This window comes from Geomicrobium sp. JSM 1781026 (genome assembly GCF_041949955.1).
In the GTDB taxonomy this organism is placed as follows: domain Bacteria; phylum Bacillota; class Bacilli; order Bacillales; family Marinococcaceae; genus Geomicrobium_A.
On record NZ_JBHFQF010000001.1, the window covers coordinates 132432 to 151309 of the forward strand.

Consider the following 18878-nt stretch of genomic DNA (forward strand, 5'->3'; position numbering starts at 1 on the left):
TATTTACTCCTCCTATAAAATTTCTCTTTATTGTGATGCAGGTCATCCTGCAGGGTCACTACTGATCGTCGTCGTTTTTTTGTCTAGGGGGAAAGATCATATTTGTATACATTGAAAAGAAGCGATCGAGCATTGATTGATATTGTTCCAATGAGTCTGCCCATAATGATAAATATTCTTCACCCGCGTCGGTGAGAGAATAGATTCGTTTGGCAGGGCCTCCCGCTGACGTGTCCCATTCCGATTTGATCATGTTGTCTTTTTCTAGTTGTCGCAATGTCCGATACACATTCCCTTGGTCTACAGAACGCATACCAAACTCTGAGAGTTGCTCAATAAGCTTGTAGCCGTGTAAATCCCAGCCACGAAGGCTTAGCAGTAACATGGGGACCATTAAATTCTTAGGTGCATTTGTTTTTACTTTGTCTTCTCGTTTGTCTTTTTCCGTCATGTGAACACCTACTCAATTAACTTTTTCACTTAAGTGTAATTTACACCTATATGAAAAGTATGTCAAGAGGAATTGAGGAAATCGTTCGAAAAAGCAAAATGCTTATTTCTTATTTTTTTATAGAGGGATTGAAGGATTTGTGTCGAAAGTTATACGTACAAGAGGGTGTATGGATGCCTTAGGAATAGAAAACACTGACGCCGTTTACAGGAGGTGACAATATCCGACAAATTATCCGAAAATAATTATAATTATAAATAGAAAGAAATTGATGGGAGATTTCCTTACCGAAGAATTGAATTTAAGGAGGCAGGAGAATGGCGGATAAAAACGGATTTGATCCCTTTGACATGTGGAAGAACCTGTATCAACAGTATGATTCCTACTGGAGTGGCATCCTGGATGAGAAGATGAGAGAAGAGCAATTTTCAGAATGGATGGGCACAACGCTTGAAATGAATCTTTTGTACAAGAAAATGATGGATGAAACGATGAGTCGTTACTTGGAACAAGCGAATGTCCCAAGTGTCGATGATTTATCCAAGGTTTCTAAATTGATTATTAACGTAGATGAAAAAGTGGATCATCTGGATGATCAATTGCAAGATATGAACCTGACTGCAGTAAAGTCAGACATAAAGAGGGAAATTACGAAACTTAAAACAGAAATGAAAGGGTTAGATGAAAAGCTCGATACGATCTTAAAGCATGTGCAATCCGGTGCAAGTGAAGCAGCAGCAACTTCAGGCAAATCCTAAACAACGTTCAAGTTGAATTAAAGGAGATGAAGATCTTTGGCAGACCTCAAAAATAAAGTAGCCATTGTAACGGGCGGTGCAAGAGGAATTGGTGCAGCCATTACGAGAGAATTAGCAGATAACGGTGTTCGGGTCGTCATCAATTACAATACGAGCCAAGGGCCATCTGAGAAACTCGTGCAAGAAATTAATGACTCGGGTGGAGAGGCTTTGGCCGTCAAAGGTGACGTGTCAAACGTAGAGGATGCCAGCCAAATTGTCGAAGCGGCCGTGAATACGTTCGGTCAGCTAGACATACTTGTTAACAATGCCGGAATTACCCGTGATTCAACGTTTAAGAAACTTTCTGAAGAAGATTGGTCAGAAGTCATTAACGTAAACTTGAACAGTGTGTACAATACGGTGTCAAAATCCTTGCCTCACTTACTTGAATCTGAGTCAGGAAGAATCATTAACATCTCCTCGATTATCGGGCAACAAGGTGGGTTTGGACAGACGAATTATGCAGCGGCAAAAGCAGGAATGATTGGATATACAAAGTCGCTTGCGTTAGAACTTGCCCGAAAGAACATTACAGTAAATGCAGTGTGCCCAGGATTTATTGAGACAGAAATGGTGCAAGAGATGCCAGAAAAGGTGCTCAATCAAATCGTTTCTAGCGTGCCAGTACAACGACTAGGCCAAGCGCAAGAGATCGCAAGAGGTGTAGTATTCCTGTGCAAAGACGGAGAGTATATTACAGGTCAACAACTCAACATTAATGGTGGCTTGTACATGTAAATGTTCTAGAAACGCTGTTATGGAAAGGGTGATCGAATGACTATAGAGAATAACCAATGGCTAACGGACCAAATGCCCGCATCATTTTCACGATTTAAACGTGCCCTTGAAGTCCTCACAACGGATGCGGATCCACAAGTCGGTCCAACTCCTAAGGAGAGCATTTGGACAAAAAACAAAGCAACATTGTATCGCTACGTACCCCCTGTAGAGCGAGAGCATTCTGTTCCGTTGCTGCTCGTTTACGCGTTGATTAACAAACCGTACATTTTAGACCTTACAGAAGGAAATAGTCTCGTTGAATATTTAACAAACAAAGGTTTTGATGTGTATTTGCTGGAGTGGGGAACGCCAGGGATGGAAGACCGACACATGAAGCTTGATGATTATATTGTCGACTACATTCCGCGAGCTGTCCGAAAAGTGCTTCAAAAATCAGGGGCTGATGAGTGCTCGATTCTCGGTTATTGTATGGGGGGAACGATGACCTCAATTTTTGCTTCTCTATACGATGATTATCCGATTCGAAACCTTATTTTTATGACGAGTCCATTTGATTTTTCTGATACAGGGTTGTACGGTTCATTTTTAGATGACCGCTATTTTGATGTCGATCATGTCGTTGAAACATTAGGTTTAGTGCCTGGCGAGATGATTGACTTTGGCAATAAGATGACGAAGCCAATCGCCAACTTCTACGGACCGTATGTGAATCTCGTTGATCGTGCGGACAATGAAACGTTCATCCAAAGTTGGAAATTGATGCAAAAGTGGGTAGCTGACGGGGTTCCTTTCCCTGGAGAGGCTTACCGGCAATGGATACGTGAATTTTACCAACAAAATAAGCTCATTCAAGGAACACTTAAAGTAAGAGGCCGTACGGTCGACTTGTCGAACATTAAAGCAAATGTGCTCAACATTTCCGCGGGCAGAGACCATATTGCCCAACCTGCTCAAGTAGAGGCGTTAATGAACAAGATCTCTAGTAAAGATAAGCGTTATGAAGAAATGCCAACAGGGCATGTGAGCGTGATCTTTGGACCTAAAGCGGTAAATATGACGTATCCAACTGTAGGCGATTGGCTTGCAGAACGCTCAAATTAAACAATAAGAATAAACCAGCCCCTTGTTAGGTAGACAAGGGGCTGGTTTATTGATGTGTAGGTTAGAGACTAAATTTATTCTCGAGTATAGAGCACGCTGCAATTTGCAACAGAAAATTCATAATTTCTCTGCACAAGTCAAACTGCCGCGGCGTTAACGTGTGAAAATGGTGATGTCTTCACTTATTGAGAGGCCGCTTTATTGCTGCGATGTTCGTTGAGAAAGTTAAGGAGAACACGGTTGTATTCAGCTGGACACTCTACATTAGGCGTATGTCCACATTGATCAAACGTATGCATTTTGGAAAAGGGTGCGGCTAGACTCATCGTCGTTGCATTTAAATAGGGGGTAATGCGATCGTTAAGCGATGCGATAATAATGATTGGCTTCGGACAGAACATTAACGTCGAGAGATAATTAATGCCTACACCGCTTTTCGCTGCTTTTAAATACGTTTTGCGGTTAAGCTTAAAATAGAATGAGTGAATATCGTGGAAAAGTTTCTCATTTTTGGCATCGTACATGCATTGTTTAATCATATGCTGCTCATATAGATCATCGCTCATTTTGGCGAGGTTTTTCTTTCCTTCTGACAGCGCGTAAAGGCCTGTCATTCTCGGAATGTAAGAAGAGGTGTTACTAAGAATAAGTGACTGGACGATCGCCGGCTTCGTTTTGACGATTTCTTGGATGACAATGCCTCCGAGTGATAATCCACAAAAGTGTGCAGCGGATATGTCCAGTTGTTCGAGTAAATGAATGATGTCTCGTGCAAATGTTTTTATCGTAATGTCATCATCAAATGATGAATCTCCATGTCCGCGAAGGTCAGGGGCGATTACACGAAAGTTTTTCGATAGTTCAAATTGGTATTTCCAAGATTCCTTGCGGCTACCAAGACCGTGAACAAGTACAAGAACATCGTTGTTACGCTCACCAATATCAATATATGAGTACAAGAACAACTCCCTCCTCCGTACTTACAAGCCGTATATATTCTCGCCATTAAAAACGATAAATAAACAAAAAGATAATAGTGAAAGCGATTACAATTTATGCTTTCTAAGAGCAGTGTATGCAAAACATGTAACTGTGCATCATCATTTGTGGAGAGAAGGCGAAATGTTGTCCGTGTCTTATGGGGAAAAGGAACAAGGGCGGAGAGGAGAACGGACGAGGAGCACAAAAAAACCTACGGTCTCCAACGGATGGAAACCATAGGCATCGCTCATTCTCATTTTTTAATTGGAGTCGGTCGTTTTGTGTTCTTTACGCTTCTGGTTCAAGTAGTAGACGAATGCCGCGAGGCCGTACATGCCTCGTAAGTCTTTGTTGTCTGTCATTTTGGCTGCCTGGTTCGTTTGTGATCTCATGCTCTCTGTCATATCAACAAGACTGGAGGATAATTTGCGGGACGCCTCACCAGCATCTTGGACCATACCAAAGATTGGGTTTAGTGTCTTAATCTTTTCGTTTAGGTCGAGAATGGTTTCGTTCGTATTATGCAAAATAATGCCGGTTTCTTTACTAATTTCATCCAATTGGTCTGGGAGCTTCCCGACCGTTTCTCCTGTTTTTTGGAGCACAACACTTAAGTTGGATAATACTTTTCCAAGAAAAATGACCAACACGGCAAATGCGATAGCGGCAACGAGTGCTGCAATTCCTAGTAAATCCATTTCTGTTCTCCTTTCTCACATCATGTACTTGGCATGTGACGCTGAACTTCGTTAATCAGATCAGCAATAAATTGTCCGACAAGAGGCCAACTCGCTGCTTGTGTGGCTATGTAGGCGAGTAGGGCCAGGACAGCGGCGGTCCCAAGCGTGAGTCCGACGCCTCTGGCTACCCCTGCAATGATGTTTACCTTAATCACTTCTTTTTTGTCATTAAAATGATAGGCGATATCTTTTAAGCGAGCGCTTGTCGTCATCTCTTCCATTTTATCAATTAATCGCTCAAGTTTCTTGATTTTTTCTTCCTGTTCTTGCTGATTACGTTCTTTATCTGGCAGCCTTTTCATTCAGTGTCCTCCTACTCGTTTTGACTGGCGTACAAGTTGTCAGACGCTTGGGCTGCATGGATGTCTTTCTCAGTAAGTTGACCCTGGTCTACGGTTGTCCATTTTACGGTTACATTCGTGTGATCGATTGTGACATGTGGGTGATGTTGAACGGCTTCGGCATATCTGGCAACGTTCGATACGAACGTGATGCCGACCAAGTAAGCGTCAAACCCGTACGTTTTCTCGATCGTCTCCTCTTGTAACTCCCAGCCATTTAACTGGGCAACTTGTTCTTTTGCTGTACTCATACAAAAAGCACCTCCAAGTGATTGACTACTTGTCTATACCCAATCCATTGGAGGGAACAAACCTCCTCTTAAATAAGGGTTTGTTGTGCATGGTACAAGCGGCTGTAGTGACCGCCTTTTTGCAACAACTGTTCGTGACTGCCTTCTTCAGCAATCCCATCTTTTGTGACGACAACGATGCGATCAGCATGACGAATGGTTGCCAATCGATGCGCAATGACTAGCGTCGTTCTACCTGTAGAAAGTCGTTGTAGTGCTCGTTGAATGGCAGCTTCAGTTTCTGTATCAAGGGCAGAAGTTGCTTCATCAAGAATGAGAATAGGAGGGTTTTTCAAAAACATGCGAGCAATGGAAAGACGTTGTTTTTGTCCTCCAGATAATTTAACCCCTCGTTCACCAACGATCGTATCTAATCCGTCAGGTTGTGAGTAGACAAACTCTTCAAGCTCTGCGAGACGGGCAGCATCCATCACTTCTTCATCAGATGCGTCAAGGTTTCCATATCGGATGTTATCTCTAAGGCTGCCGGAAAACATGAATACATCTTGTTGAACCACGCCAATTTGATGGCGAAGTGATTCCAACGTAATGGCGCTCAAGTCATGACCGTCAATCGAAATTGAACCAGAATCAATTTCATAAAATCGAGGGAGCAGACTGCACAGCGTTGTTTTACCTGCACCGGATGGCCCAACAAAGGCGATCGTTTCTCCTTGAGAAATTGTCAGGTTTATATTTTCAAGAACAGGTTGTTCTTTAGTGTAGCCGAAGCTCACATCATTATATTCAATGTTTCCTTTTAACCCAAACCGGTCATTTGCTTCTGGGTGATCGTCAATCTCAGGTTCTGTGTCCATAATGGCGATGTAACGTTTAAATCCGGCGTATCCCTTCGGGTAGCTTTCAATGATGGCATTAATCTTCTCAATTGGTCGAAAGAAGATGTTCGTAAGAAGAATAAATGCCATAAAATCACCGACAGATAGCTGGTTTTGTAGCATAAAGTAAGCGCCTGCGAGTAGTACAAAAAGGGTCATAATTCTCATCATCATGTAGCTTAAGGAATTATTAATACCCATAATGCGGTAGGAGCGAATCTTTGCTTCTTTGAAATTCTCATTATCTTCTTTAAACAAATCTTGTTCGTGTTTTTCATTCGCAAAAGCTTGTACGAGTCGGATGCCGCCGAGTGTGTCTTCAACTCGTGCGTTAAAGGCAGCCATCCTGTGGAACATGACGCGCATCGCTCCTGACATCTTTCGATTACAAAAAATGACGACCCAAGCGAGAAACGGTACGACAATAAACGTAAGGACAGCCAATTGCCAATTGATGTAGAGCATAACCCCAAATGATCCAAACAATGTCATGAGTGCGGTGAAGACATCTTCAGGGCCATGGTGGGCAACTTCACCAATTTCAAACAGATCATTCGTAAGGTTCGACAATAAATGTCCAGTTTTATTGTTATCATGATAACTGTATGAAAGTTGTTGAACGTGTTGAAATAAATCTCTTCGCATGTCTGTTTCAATGTTAATCCCGAGAATATGTCCCCAGTATGTAACGATGTAATGAGCACCCGAATTAAATATGTAAATCAAGAACAAAACTGCGCAAGCAATAATAATGACCGTAATATTCCCTTGAGGTAAAAGTCGGTCTACGACTTGATTGACAATGATCGGAAATGCCAGCTCAAGCAACGATACGAAGATCGCGCTTATAAAGGTAATCATGAATAACTTCTTATAAGGCCGATAGTAGGTAAAAAAACGTCGAAGCATAAGTGCCTCCTTATCAATTGATAATCATTTTCAATTACTCATCTATTTTATGTAAACGTCTGAACAAAGTCAATGTATGAATGAAAATCAAGGAATAAATTATGACATTGACGTTTGTGTCGGATTTTTTTACACTTTAAGTAATGGCAGTTGTTATTAGGATCAGGTGCCATAAAAGCAAAGAGCTTTTATTCAGCTTTTTGCAGCGGACGAATTGAACCCGGTCCGATACTAGAAGGGAGCTTCATGAGTATGATGAATAAAGTCTTAATAGCGAATCGCGGGGAGATTGCGGTTCGAATTATTCGTGCTTGCCGAGAAATGAACATTGAAACGGTAGCGGTGTATTCGGAAGCCGATCGCGAATCGTTACATACGGTGATGGCGGATGAAGCGTATTGTATTGGTCCACATGCTGCAGCAGAAAGTTATTTAAAAAAGACGAATATTATTGCGACGGCGCTGAAAACAGGGTGTGATGCCATTCATCCTGGCTATGGCTTTCTCGCTGAGAATGCGGAGTTTGCCGAGATTTGTGAAGATCACGGTCTCGTGTTCATTGGCCCGTCTCCAAATGCCATCAATAAAATGGGTGACAAAGCAATGGCAAGGGATACGATGAGAAACGCAGGTGTCCCGATTGTTCCAGGTAGTGATGGGCTTGTTGAGGATGATGATGAAGCTGTTTTGATTGCAGAGAAAATTGGCTATCCTGTCATCATAAAAGCAACCGCTGGTGGTGGTGGCAAAGGGATGCGCGTTGCCTATCATCAAGAAGAGTTAGAGCGCTCACTGGCGATGGCAAAACGGGAAGCGTTGGCGAACTTCGGAAACGGCGGTATTTATATTGAGAAGTTTATTGAAGAGCCAAGGCACGTTGAAATTCAAATTGTAGGGGACCGTTTTGGCAATGCCGTACATTTCGGCGAAAGAGATTGCTCAATCCAGCGCAGGCACCAGAAATTGATTGAAGAAGCTCCTTCCCCAGCATTAAACGAAGACATTCGGGAGAAAATGGGCCAAGCAGCCGTGTCTGCTGCTAAAGCGGTCTCGTATTGTGGTGCGGGTACGGTTGAGTTTTTGTTGGACAAACATAAAAACTTTTACTTCATGGAAATGAACACGAGAATTCAAGTGGAACATCCAGTCACTGAAGAGGTGACCGGAGTGGACCTGATTAAAGAACAGCTGCATGTTGCGAATAAGCAGCCAATTTCGGTATCGCAGGCTGACATCCGTGTTCAAGGCCATTCAATTGAGTGTAGAATTAATGCAGAGAATGCGAAGAAAGGATTCAGACCTTCACCAGGAAAGATTTCCATGTGTGTACCACCTGGAGGGCCTGGCGTCCGAGTAGATAGTGCGGCGTACACGGGTTACACCATTACTCCTCACTATGATTCAATGATTGCCAAACTGATTGTACGCGCCAATTCAAGGGAAGAAGCAATTCAGAGAATGAAGCGTGCGCTTTCAGAATTTGTTATTGAGGGAGTCGACACAACCATCCCATTCCACTTGAATCTCATGGATCATGAAGTATTTAAATCAGGTGAATTTGATACGAGTTTCTTAGAAAAATATACAGTCTAACAAAAGGAGCACGACCATGTATACGATCAAGGAAATTAAAGAACTAATTGAGGCAGTAGATACGTCGAGCTTAACGGAGCTTGAGCTGAAGTCTGATAATGACACGTTTATTACCCTGCGAAAACAGACGACTGTGGTTGAACAAGCACCTGTCGTGTCCCATGTACCGAGCGTCCAGCAAAGTGGCGGGGGCAGTGACCAAGTTGTGACTCCGAGTACTGACCAACAGGAAAAACAAGAGCCGACAAAACCAGCGGTGAGTGAAAACACCGAACAAATTACGTCGCCAATGGTTGGAACGTTTTACCGAGCGTCATCTCCTGATGCCGAACCGTACGTCAAAGTTGGGGATTCAGTAAACAATGAATCGATTGTTTGTATCGTTGAGGCGATGAAGCTCATGAACGAATTGGAAGCAGAAGTGTCTGGTGAAATCGTTGAGGTTCTCGTTGAAAACGGCGAACTCGTAGATTACGGACAACCTCTATTTCTTGTAAAAGCGTAAATGGGTAAAAATAGAAGAATTTGTACACTATACGTAGGAGCGACATACTGTCGCTTCTTTTTTCTATCCGACATTACGGGGTGAATGTGTACAATGGAGATGAATGACGCGGTAGACAAATTAAATAATCGCAAACAGTTTATTGAAGCAGGGGGTGGCGAGTCCCGAGCCAAAAGCCAGAAAGACCGCGGGAAGCAAACGGCTCGAGAACGCATCGATCAACTGGTTGACACGGGGACGTTTCATGAGTTGTATCGTTTTCATTCTGATCAAAACTCCGGAGTTGAAGGCGTTGTTACGGGTACAGCAGAAATCCACGGAAGAGATGTGTGCGTGTTTGCCCAAGACTTTACTGTTAACGGTGGGTCATTAGGGAAGATGCATAGCTTAAAGATTACGAAACTCATGGATTTAGCGATGCAAGTCAGCTGTCCGATTATCGGCTTGTGTGACTCTGCAGGAGCGCGTATTCAAGAAGGCGTTAGTGCATTGGAAGGGTACGGGCAACTCTTCTATAGAAATGTTCAATACTCTGGGAAAATCCCACAAATCTCTGTCATTATGGGCCCTTGTGCCGGAGGTGCTGTTTATTCTCCAGCATTAACAGATTTTGTTTTTATGGTGAAACGAACCTCCCATATGTTTTTAACTGGAGGGAAGGTGCTGAAATCGGTCGGAGGCAAAGAAGTCAATCATCATGATCTTGGTGGAAGTGAGCTTCATGGGAAGCGTAGTGGCGACGTCCACTTTATTGCTGATAATGAAGAAGAGTGTCTACAAGAAGTGCGTAAGTTACTCGCATATTTACCGCAAAACGCCACGTCACCGTGCCCGAGCGCTCCAGCTAAGAGAAAAACGGGGGTCCGGCAACAGTTGCGTGACATTGTCCCTGTGGATCAAAAAAAAGTGTATAACATGAAATCTGTCATCCAAGCGGTGTTTGATGCGAATTCATTTATGGAAGTGCAACGAGAGTTCGCGATGAACATGGTCGTTGGCTTTGCTAGATTGCAAGGGGAAACCGTTGGTATTGTTGCGAACAACCCAAAAGTGAAAGCCGGGGCCATCGATATTAATGCGTCGGACAAAGCGGCAAGGTTTATCCGCTTTTGCAACTGTTTTCAAATCCCAATTGTTACGTTTGAAGATGTGACAGGGTTTATTCCAGGTGTTGAGCAACAAGAATCTGGAATCATACGTCACGGGGCGAAATTGCTGTATGCTTATGCGGAGAGTGGTGTGCCTAAAGTGACAGTCATCATTAGAAAAGCTTACGGAGGTGCGTATGTAGCAATGAACAGTAAAGCGATTGGTGCGGACCTTGTATACGCTTGGCCGATTGCAGAAGTGGCTGTAATGGGTGCTGAAGGGGCCGTAGAAGTGCTTTACCACCGGGAGTTGAGCGAGTCTGAAAACCCAGAGCAATTACGCGAAGAAAAGATAAAGGCGTACAAAGAGGAGTACATGGATCCTTACTATGCTGCCCTTTTAGGTCAAGTGGATGACATTATTGATCCAATGGATACACCAGACACACTCGCTCAGGCGCTTCGAGTGTTACGCAATAAAAAAAGACCAGCGACGAACCATGGAAATATGCCGTTATAGAGTGCTTGCAATTATCATCGTCATTACACCACTACAACCGACAAACAAGGATAATCCGTTTGCGAGTTGTACGCCCCCATTCCGGTGCTCAAGTAAAAGCAAAGCACGGTCAACGATAAAAAAGAGAATTGTCGCGACTACGGCGAGGATCGTAATGTCAATGTTCACGGTAAATACATAAACAAAGAAACCGCCCATCATATGAATGCTAAGTGAAATGGTTTCTTGGAAGTGGTTGTAATGCTTGGCAATCCAGTCGGCCATGAATGACAAAAAACCGCCGTAAAACACAATTGGGATCATCGAAAAGAACCCATAAACTGTATAGCTGTGTAACACTTGCGTCACTTGACCCGCGCCACTTGTCATCTCTAAAGGGAACAACAGTCCTGTTAAGAAAATGAAAATGGCCCATACCGCAAGTGCAGTTGAGAACTTATGCATGGGAGTCACCTCTTTGTGTTTACTTATCCACATACCGCAGTTAGGTAGTATATCTATAACCTCTTTTTAAGCAATTGAAACAAAAATCAAGAAAAGGAGAAGTGAGCGATGCAACTCATTGTCTACATGCACCCGACAACCGACAGCTTTAACGGGCAAGTGCTACAAAAGTACGAGGAACAATGGAGACAACGGGGTGAAGACGTCGTCATACGTAATTTATATGCACAATCGTTCGACCCCGTTCTCGGTCTTGAAGAGTACACGAACTCCCTTTCTTCTTCCTATCCGGCAGAGATGAAAGAAGAACACGCACTGTGGCGAAGCGCCACCGCTGTTACACTCATCTATCCAATCTGGTGGGGCAGCTTTCCTGCAATCGGCAAAGGGTATCTTGACCGGGTTCTCTCTTATGGATTTGCGTATGAACTTGACGGAGAAACGCCCATCCCAAAAATGAATGAAAAACCACTAGGTATGATCTATACGACGGGTTCACCAACATCATCATGGGCCAAAAAAGAAAAAGCATGTGTAGAAGGAATTGTGAAAGCAAGTATCGCTGATTTTTGTGGATTTAAGATGGTAGAGCCTTTACACTTAGGATATGTTGTCCAGGCCGACCAAGACGAACACGAGGAGATGCTCGAAAGCGTCAGGCGATATGTTGAGAAGTTTCGTGATAAGGGGGATGTGTAATGAAATATGCAATGGTTTCGTATAAAGGAGAGCGTGAGCTTGTCGTTCAAGTGGCGAACGAAGATCGCTTGTTGCGATTGAAAGCGGCGTTCCAACAATTTGCACCTGAAGAAGAGTGCCCAAATGATTTGATTCAGTTCATTCATAAAAGTGAGACACTTATTGATCGTACTGCTGACGTGTTACGACAAGCAAATGAAACACTAGACGGTCACTTTTGGATAAACGAAGAATTTGAGTGGTTAGCGCCGATCCAATCCCCACCCAAGAATATATTATGTGTAGGAAAGAATTATGCGGCTCATGCGATTGAAATGGGTTCTGCTAAAGATATCCCTGAACATCCATTGATCTTCACAAAATCAGAAAATACGATCAACGCGCACAAACAACCTGTGCCCCTTCATGAGCAAGTGACCGATCAAGTAGATTATGAAGGAGAAGTTGCCGTCATTATCGGCAAAAAAGCTCATGCTATTCAAAAGGAAGAAGCGTGGGACTACGTGTTTGGATTTACGTTATTGAATGACATCACCGCTCGTGATCTGCAAGCTCGACATAAACAGTTTTATTTAGGGAAAAGTCTTGACGGTTTCTGTCCAATGGGCCCAGCAGTGTTACTTAGCAGTGAACGGGAAGCGCTGCTACAAGATACCATCGTGACAAAGGTAAACGGTGAAATTCGACAACAGGCCCCATTAACGGATATGATTTTTGATATTCCTGAATTGTTGCATGTGATTACTAAAGGAATGACGTTACTGCCCGGTGATATTATTGCTACAGGTACACCGTCAGGCGTTGGAAAGGGCATGACCCCCCCGAAATTTTTAGGAGAAGGCGACCACGTAAGTGTTCACCTGCCATCCATTGGAACACTCGAAAACACGATGATTCGATAAATGAAAAAAAGACGAGGGAAGGATGACCTTCTCTCGTCTTTTTCGTCGTTATGATGAGCGGACACGCTTTCTTCGCTGTTCAGGCATGTCAGACATGTCATTTACAGAAGCGACTTCCGATACTTTCTTCTTCGGCATTTCCCAATAATCTTCGTTCCCTGGTAAGTCATCAAACCAAGCTGCGTTGTCAGGGCAATCTAACACCATAAACTTCCCATAATTTCCGTCACGAGATTGGTGATATTTAAGATAGGCTTTGCCGTCTTCAATCGCTAGAATTTCTATTTTACCAGATGTATGGCTCATGGATAAACGGATGCGCTTTCCGAGACCGCTCGTTCGTGCTTTTGCCTCTTCCACCGCTTCATACGCTTCTTTTAACGTGAGCACAAAATCGTTGTTTCCAGCAACTGGCCGGTTAATAAAGAAATAGTACGGGGTGACACCCGCCCATGAAAGTTTGTCCAACAACTCGGCAAGGTCGTCAGGATTGTCATTTATACCTTTAAGTACTGGAGTTTGGTTCACAACAATTACACCAGCATCATGAAGCGCTTGGAACCCTTTTCTAGCTTCCTCAGTAATCTCGCGGGGGTGGTTCACGTGGGCCATAACGTAAATGCGGTTTTCTGGCGTTGAATACTCTCGGAACAGTGCGAGTAGTTCTTCATCTTCATATATTCTCATCGGGTTGAATACTGGCAATTTCGAACCAATCCGGATGATCTTCACGTGTGGAATTGCTCGAAGCTCCTCAATGATATACCGAAGCTTTTTCGTTGCAAGAATCATTGGGTCTCCACCTGTGAGCAACACGTTGTTAATTTCAGGGTGATTGCGAATGTATTCAAGGCCAGGATCAACATCGTTCATCGCTTCTTTGACATCATTTCTAAATAAGCGCTTTCTAAAACAGTACCGACAATACGCCCCACACACTTCAGAGCAAATGAGGAGTGCAGTCGTTTCGTATTTATGCTGACATCCCGGGACAACGTAATTTGTATCCTCATCAGAGGCGTCCCAGCGTCCGTACTCAGAAAGTTCTTGTTCATTAGGGATGACAAGGTTTTTGATTGGGTCATTTGGGTCTTGCCAATCAATTAAACCGAGATAGTAATCATTAACACGGAAAACAAACTTGTCTGTAATCTTTTTAAGTTTTTCTCGTTCTGCTTCGGGAATCTCTGCAATTTTATCAATATTCGTAATATATTTCGGCTGTGCCATAAACATCCCCCAATTCTAGTAGTGAAATACAGTGAAATTAGTATAACAAGAGTCATTCTAAAGGTCAAAAAAGAATAAAAAAATTCAAAATAATAAAAAGTGAAAGTAGAATTTCATGATGAAGATGTCTACAGTGACAACGAATGTGAAGGGGAATTTATTGACCTAAATAGTGACTACAAACCACGTTGATGGACAATCGCTTACCTTTTGAATCATCGCAAACCTTTTGCATACTTCCTTATTTTTGAAATGAATATTTCAAAAATCATAAACATATGAAATTATGGGTTCACATTTTTGCGGTTATCGCTTAAAATGAAATAAATCATTCATTTTATTTTGTTTATGAAATTATTTTGTTATGGGGGACGATCATGGGTATTGCAAATGAACGATTGTCGTATGAAGCACAAACACAAAAGTCTAAACAGCATATGGAAAGAGCGAAACGAGTCATGCCAGGAGGAATGACGGCAAACATTAAACACTATGCTCCGTATCCGATTACGATTCAACGTGCGAACGGTTGCCGCCTGTATGACCTTGACGGGCATGAATATATCGATTTTCTGATGGGATACGGTGCGTTAATGCTCGGTCACGGTCACCCACAAGTTAAGAAAGCAATAGAAAACCAACTTCTACAGGACGGCACGTGGCTGTTTGGCACCCCCCACAATAAGGAGGCCGCTTTTGCTGAGCGACTACAGCATTACTTCCCCTCCGTTGAACGCGTCCGCTATACGAATTCTGGAACAGAAGCCAACCTCCTCGCATTACGCCTAGCGATGGCGTACACGAACAAATATAAGGTGGCCAAGTTTGAAGGTCATTACCACGGAGCAATTGATTCCTTGCTCGTCAGTGTAAGTCCTACGGAAAGTGAAGCAGGTGCGCACACATCGCCTCTTTCTGTAGCGGATTCTGGGGGCATGAATCACGAGCGGCTCGTCGATACGATCGTTCTCCCTTTCAATGATCCCGTTAGTTGCGAACAGATTTTGACTGAACATAAAGATGAGTTAGGTGCGGTTATTATTGAGCCGATTGAAGGCGGCATCATCGAGCCTCATCACGAATTTATAAAGAAACTGCGAGAAGTAACGAATCGACTCGGCATCGTCCTCATTTTTGATGAAGTAAAAACAGCCTTTCGTTCAAGTATGGGTGGTGCGCAAGCAGTTTACGGGATCACACCAGACATCACAACGATGGGGAAAGTAATTGGCGGTGGGTTTCCGTTTGGCGTCGTAGGTGGAAAGGCAGAGATTATGGAATTGTCCTCTCCTCTTTCAGGGTTCGACTTTTTTGCCGACCAACATGCCGATCGCTCGTCAAAGGCGCTCTTTCATAGCGGTACGTACAATGGTCATCCAATGATTTTAGCAGCTGGCTTGGCGACGCTTGACGTCCTTGATGAACAATATAACAGTCTCCTAAAGCGTACTGAAACATTCAAACAAGCGCTCTGCCAACTGTTTGCGTCTTACAACATTCCAGCCCAAACAGTTGGCAGAGGTGCAATGTTTAGTGTATTATTTACTGATGTAGAAGACATAGCCAATTATCGAAGCTTAAAACATTTAAATACAGCATTTAGAAATGACTTGGATCGCGCGTTGTTCTCCGAAGGGGTCTATGTAAAACCAGGCAATCGTTACAGCATGTCAGTCGTTCACGATGACGATGCACTGCAACAAGCACTGGAAGCTTATGAAAGAGTTCTTCCAACGATCATGGATCGCTAGGGGAGGGGGCGCTTTGCAAAAAGAAGGGGAGAGCGTATTGGCCGATGTATATGAACAAATGATCAGCAAACAAAATCAAATGAGTAAATCACAGTTAAAGATCGCCAACTACCTAATTGATCACCAAGAAACAGCGCCCTTTCTGACAGCATCTAAATTAGCAAAGAATGCAGAAGTGGGTGAAGCGACAGTCGTGCGTTTCGCCTTTTTTTTAGAATACAAAGGGTACCCTGACTTACAGCGGCATATGCAAGAGGCGCTTCAACGTAAATGGACATCAGCAGAAGTGTTTGCTTCAACGACCGAGCACGGAGACGAGCCTGTGGACACGTTACGTGAAGTGTTAGCCGATGACATTAACAATTTGAGTACGACGTTACAACAAATTGATGTGAAGGAATTTGAAGCGGTCATTGAAGACATTATTCAAGCAAAACGGATCTATATCATTGCCTACCGAAGTGCAATGAGTGTCGGTTTATTTTTGGAATTTTATTTGGATCTCGTCTTGCAGAACACAGAGATGATTCGCTCCGCTGACGGCGTGCCAGAACACTTAATTGATATCCAAAAAGATGACCTTGTCATTGCATTTGGGTTTAACCGTTATACGAAGCGTACGGTCGAAGTATTGAAATATGTAAAGCAAAAGGATGCAAAAACGGTCGTCATCACCGACCACATGCTATCTCCTCTAGTTCCCTATGGGGATCGTAAATTACTTGCAGCTACAGAAATTAACTCCTTTATTGACTCATTTTCGGCACCTCAAAGCATCGTCAGTGCCCTGATAACAGCAGTAACGAGATCTGAACATGAAAAAGTAGAACGACGACTAGAGAGTTTAGAAGAATTGTGGGACGCGTTTGATGTGTTTCATAAATAAAAAATAACCAATCGGACATCCATCCGACTGGTTATTTTTTTATGCAGTAGCAGTGTCTGCTTGACCTGGGGTTTGATTGTTTTTCTTTCTAAAATACTGAATCAAACCGATGATCGCAATGATGCCAATACCCCCGAGCGAGATCCAAATATCGTTCGGATACACAGCCATAATTCCACCGGTTACAAGAGCAAATCGCTCTAGAATCTTTGTCCGATCAATAAAGAAATTCATGATCGCTGCACTGATGGCAACCATACCGATAATGGCAGTAATTAACGGCGGCAACAACGTGGCGAATGTCCAATCTTGGAGCAATAATACCGGGTTCATGACAAAGACATACGGAATGATAAAGGCTGCAATTGCTAACTTAAAGGCAGTCACACCGGTTCGCATCGGGTTCCCCCTGGCGATACCGGCCCCGGCATAGGCGGCTAAACAAACCGGAGGCGTGATGTCTGCAACAATTCCGAAATAGAACACAAACATGTGTGCCGCAATCGGCTCAACATCAAACAAGAGAATTGCAGGAGCAGCAACTGTCGCTGTAACGACGTAGTTCGCCGTCGTCGGTAGACCCATCCCGAGAATAATACAAGCAATCATCGTCAAGAAAAGAACGAGGAAGAAGTTGCCGCTAGCAAGTACAAGAATACCGCGAGCAAGAACGCCCCCAAGCCCTGTGAAAACAACAATCCCAACGATAATCCCTGCAGTCGCACATGCGGCAATAACGGGCACGGCAGTGCGAGCTGCTTTTTCCATAATATCAAGGGTCCCGAGCAGTGTCGGGCGTGTTTCTTTTCGTAACAAGCTAATGACAAACGCAGCAAGAATACCCCAAAGTGCAGCATATGTAGGGGTGTAACCAATGAGCATCAAGCCGATAATGGTAACTAACGGCAAAATCATATCCATTCGAGTGATAAAGGAACGAACAGTCGGCAGTTCCGAAACCGGTAACCCAACGATCCCTTGTTTCTTCGCTTCAAAGTGAACGCCTAAGAATACGCCAAGAAAATAGAGAAGTGCTGGAATGAGCGCGTAAATAATGAGCTCGCTGTAAGGAATGCCAACGTACCCAGCCATAATAAAGGCAGCTGCCCCCATAATCGGTGGCATAATTTGGCCACCGGTTGATGCAGAGGCTTCGGCAGCACCAGCAAACTCAGGTCTGAAACCGGCTCGCTTCATCATTGGAATCGTAAAAGATCCAGACCCAACTGTGTTGGCGACTGAACTACCCGTCACCATTCCTTGCATACCGCTCGCAACAACAGCGGCTTTTGCAGTCCCTCCTGTATATCTCCCTGTTAGACGAAAAGCAATATCATTAAAGAACTGACCGATATTCGTTCTAACAAGTAAAACCCCAAACAAAAGGAACAAGTAGATAAACGTGGAAGATACTTGAATCGGTGTTCCAAAAATAGACTCGGTCGTAAAGAAGAGTCGTGTGGCCATTGCCTCCCACGTAAACCCAGGGTGAGAGAATACTCCGAGCCAACTCGCAGAACCGTACACACCGTAAAGCATGGCAAGCACTGCTATGATGACGATCGGCATTCCTACGGCCCGGCGTGTCGCTTCGAGCAATAAGAGAATGGCAGCGAGTGCAACAATTTGGTCATGAGTGGAAAAGCCAAATAGCACTGCTGACGTTAAGTAATCATAATTCCAAACAATATAAAAACAGCAATATAAAGACGCTAGTGCAAGTATTGCGTCATAAAACGGAACGCCAATCTTTTTACTTGCTTTACGGTTAATCGGATAAAGAATATAAATGAGTGCGAGTCCACTACCGAGGTGAACCGCACCTTGCATTAAAGAACCAAATGTTCCTCTTAGACCGGTGTATAAGTGAAATGAAGTGAGTGATATCCCGATGATGGCGGCAATCCATATCCACTTTCCGAGGTTTTGACGCACATTCGATTCGCGGTCGTATTTTTGGATAAGCTCTTGTTTCTGCTTTTCATCAATTACATCGCCTTGAACTTGATCTGTTGACATATTATGGACACCACCTTCGTGTGCATATGCATTAAGTATAAAGAGAGA

19 protein-coding genes are annotated in these 18878 nt (G+C 43.5%); 10 read left to right on the top strand and 9 right to left on the bottom strand.

What is annotated here, in order from left to right; genetic code table 11:
- Positions 1 to 58: 58 nt before the first annotated feature.
- On the bottom strand, positions 59 to 451 hold the full coding sequence (gene phaQ / locus ACE1TF_RS00650) for a poly-beta-hydroxybutyrate-responsive repressor (RefSeq protein ID WP_375013471.1): 393 nt from the start codon (positions 449 to 451) through the stop codon (positions 59 to 61).
- Positions 452 to 768: 317 nt separating this feature from the next.
- On the opposite strand from phaQ, the gene ACE1TF_RS00655 reads away from it, so the two are divergent.
- The 3 genes from ACE1TF_RS00655 to phaC are packed head-to-tail and all read left to right on the top strand — an operon-like array spanning position 769 to position 3093.
- Positions 769 to 1209 carry a DUF4349 domain-containing protein gene (locus ACE1TF_RS00655; RefSeq protein WP_042425326.1) on the top strand — a complete coding sequence of 147 codons (441 nt, stop codon included), beginning with the start codon at positions 769 to 771 and terminating at the stop codon, positions 1207 to 1209.
- Between the two features lie 36 nt (positions 1210 to 1245).
- Complete coding sequence (phbB, locus tag ACE1TF_RS00660) at positions 1246 to 1989, top strand: acetoacetyl-CoA reductase (protein WP_375013473.1); 744 nt, start codon at positions 1246 to 1248, stop codon at positions 1987 to 1989.
- Positions 1990 to 2025: 36 nt separating this feature from the next.
- Complete coding sequence (gene phaC, locus ACE1TF_RS00665; RefSeq protein WP_375013475.1) at positions 2026 to 3093, top strand: class III poly(R)-hydroxyalkanoic acid synthase subunit PhaC; 1068 nt, start codon at positions 2026 to 2028, stop codon at positions 3091 to 3093.
- A gap of 182 nt (positions 3094 to 3275) precedes the next feature.
- Here phaC and ACE1TF_RS00670 read toward each other — a convergent pair whose 3' ends face one another.
- The 5 genes from ACE1TF_RS00670 to ACE1TF_RS00690 all read right to left on the bottom strand — a co-directional run bounded on the left by ACE1TF_RS00670 (position 3276) and on the right by ACE1TF_RS00690 (position 7193).
- The gene (locus ACE1TF_RS00670) at positions 3276 to 4052 is read right to left on the bottom strand and encodes an alpha/beta fold hydrolase (RefSeq protein WP_052364006.1); all 777 of its coding nucleotides are present in this window, start codon (positions 4050 to 4052) and stop codon (positions 3276 to 3278) included.
- Between the two features lie 282 nt (positions 4053 to 4334).
- On the bottom strand, positions 4335 to 4772 hold the full coding sequence (locus tag ACE1TF_RS00675; RefSeq protein ID WP_042425327.1) for a DUF948 domain-containing protein: 438 nt from the start codon (positions 4770 to 4772) through the stop codon (positions 4335 to 4337).
- Between the two features lie 20 nt (positions 4773 to 4792).
- Positions 4793 to 5116 (bottom strand): DUF5665 domain-containing protein, encoded by a 324-nt coding sequence (locus tag ACE1TF_RS00680; protein ID WP_042425329.1) that lies wholly within the window; start codon positions 5114 to 5116, stop codon positions 4793 to 4795.
- 11 nt (positions 5117 to 5127) lie between these two features.
- Positions 5128 to 5406: a 4a-hydroxytetrahydrobiopterin dehydratase gene (locus ACE1TF_RS00685; RefSeq protein ID WP_042403341.1), complete on the bottom strand. Its 279-nt coding sequence runs from the start codon at positions 5404 to 5406 to the stop codon at positions 5128 to 5130.
- Positions 5407 to 5474: 68 nt separating this feature from the next.
- Positions 5475 to 7193: an ABC transporter ATP-binding protein gene (locus tag ACE1TF_RS00690; protein ID WP_375013479.1), complete on the bottom strand. Its 1719-nt coding sequence runs from the start codon at positions 7191 to 7193 to the stop codon at positions 5475 to 5477.
- Between the two features lie 252 nt (positions 7194 to 7445).
- Between ACE1TF_RS00690 and accC the strand changes: the two genes are divergently transcribed.
- From accC to ACE1TF_RS00705, 3 genes are all read left to right on the top strand, one after another.
- Positions 7446 to 8786 carry an acetyl-CoA carboxylase biotin carboxylase subunit gene (gene accC / locus ACE1TF_RS00695; RefSeq protein ID WP_375014084.1) on the top strand — a complete coding sequence of 447 codons (1341 nt, stop codon included), beginning with the start codon at positions 7446 to 7448 and terminating at the stop codon, positions 8784 to 8786.
- A gap of 16 nt (positions 8787 to 8802) precedes the next feature.
- Positions 8803 to 9291: an acetyl-CoA carboxylase biotin carboxyl carrier protein gene (gene accB / locus ACE1TF_RS00700; RefSeq protein WP_042403342.1), complete on the top strand. Its 489-nt coding sequence runs from the start codon at positions 8803 to 8805 to the stop codon at positions 9289 to 9291.
- A 93-nt stretch (positions 9292 to 9384) separates the two neighbouring features.
- Positions 9385 to 10899: an acyl-CoA carboxylase subunit beta gene (locus ACE1TF_RS00705; RefSeq protein ID WP_375013481.1), complete on the top strand. Its 1515-nt coding sequence runs from the start codon at positions 9385 to 9387 to the stop codon at positions 10897 to 10899.
- Here ACE1TF_RS00705 and ACE1TF_RS00710 read toward each other — a convergent pair.
- Entirely contained in the window at positions 10894 to 11343 is a 450-nt protein-coding gene (locus ACE1TF_RS00710; RefSeq protein ID WP_042403343.1) for a hypothetical protein, read from the bottom strand. The genes ACE1TF_RS00705 and ACE1TF_RS00710 overlap by 6 nt on opposite strands.
- A 108-nt stretch (positions 11344 to 11451) precedes the next feature.
- Here ACE1TF_RS00710 and ACE1TF_RS00715 point away from each other — a divergent pair, with 108 nt between their 5' ends.
- Together ACE1TF_RS00715 and ACE1TF_RS00720 are read left to right on the top strand one after the other, a co-directional pair.
- On the top strand, positions 11452 to 12042 hold the full coding sequence (locus tag ACE1TF_RS00715; RefSeq protein WP_052364007.1) for an NAD(P)H-dependent oxidoreductase: 591 nt from the start codon (positions 11452 to 11454) through the stop codon (positions 12040 to 12042).
- Entirely contained in the window at positions 12042 to 12944 is a 903-nt protein-coding gene (locus ACE1TF_RS00720; protein WP_375013484.1) for a fumarylacetoacetate hydrolase family protein, read from the top strand. The genes ACE1TF_RS00715 and ACE1TF_RS00720 overlap by 1 nt, the downstream gene beginning before the upstream one ends.
- Before the next feature lie 48 nt (positions 12945 to 12992).
- Here ACE1TF_RS00720 and ACE1TF_RS00725 read toward each other — a convergent pair whose 3' ends face one another.
- Positions 12993 to 14174: a KamA family radical SAM protein gene (locus tag ACE1TF_RS00725; RefSeq protein ID WP_375013486.1), complete on the bottom strand. Its 1182-nt coding sequence runs from the start codon at positions 14172 to 14174 to the stop codon at positions 12993 to 12995.
- Between the two features lie 377 nt (positions 14175 to 14551).
- Between ACE1TF_RS00725 and ACE1TF_RS00730 the strand changes: the two genes are divergently transcribed.
- Both ACE1TF_RS00730 and ACE1TF_RS00735 read left to right on the top strand, forming a co-directional pair.
- Positions 14552 to 15925: an aspartate aminotransferase family protein gene (locus tag ACE1TF_RS00730; protein ID WP_375013488.1), complete on the top strand. Its 1374-nt coding sequence runs from the start codon at positions 14552 to 14554 to the stop codon at positions 15923 to 15925.
- A 58-nt stretch (positions 15926 to 15983) separates the two neighbouring features.
- On the top strand, positions 15984 to 16811 hold the full coding sequence (locus tag ACE1TF_RS00735) for a MurR/RpiR family transcriptional regulator (protein WP_375014086.1): 828 nt from the start codon (positions 15984 to 15986) through the stop codon (positions 16809 to 16811).
- Between the two features lie 39 nt (positions 16812 to 16850).
- Here ACE1TF_RS00735 and ACE1TF_RS00740 read toward each other — a convergent pair whose 3' ends face one another.
- Positions 16851 to 18830: a TRAP transporter permease gene (locus ACE1TF_RS00740; protein ID WP_375013490.1), complete on the bottom strand. Its 1980-nt coding sequence runs from the start codon at positions 18828 to 18830 to the stop codon at positions 16851 to 16853.
- Positions 18831 to 18878 lie beyond the last annotated feature (48 nt).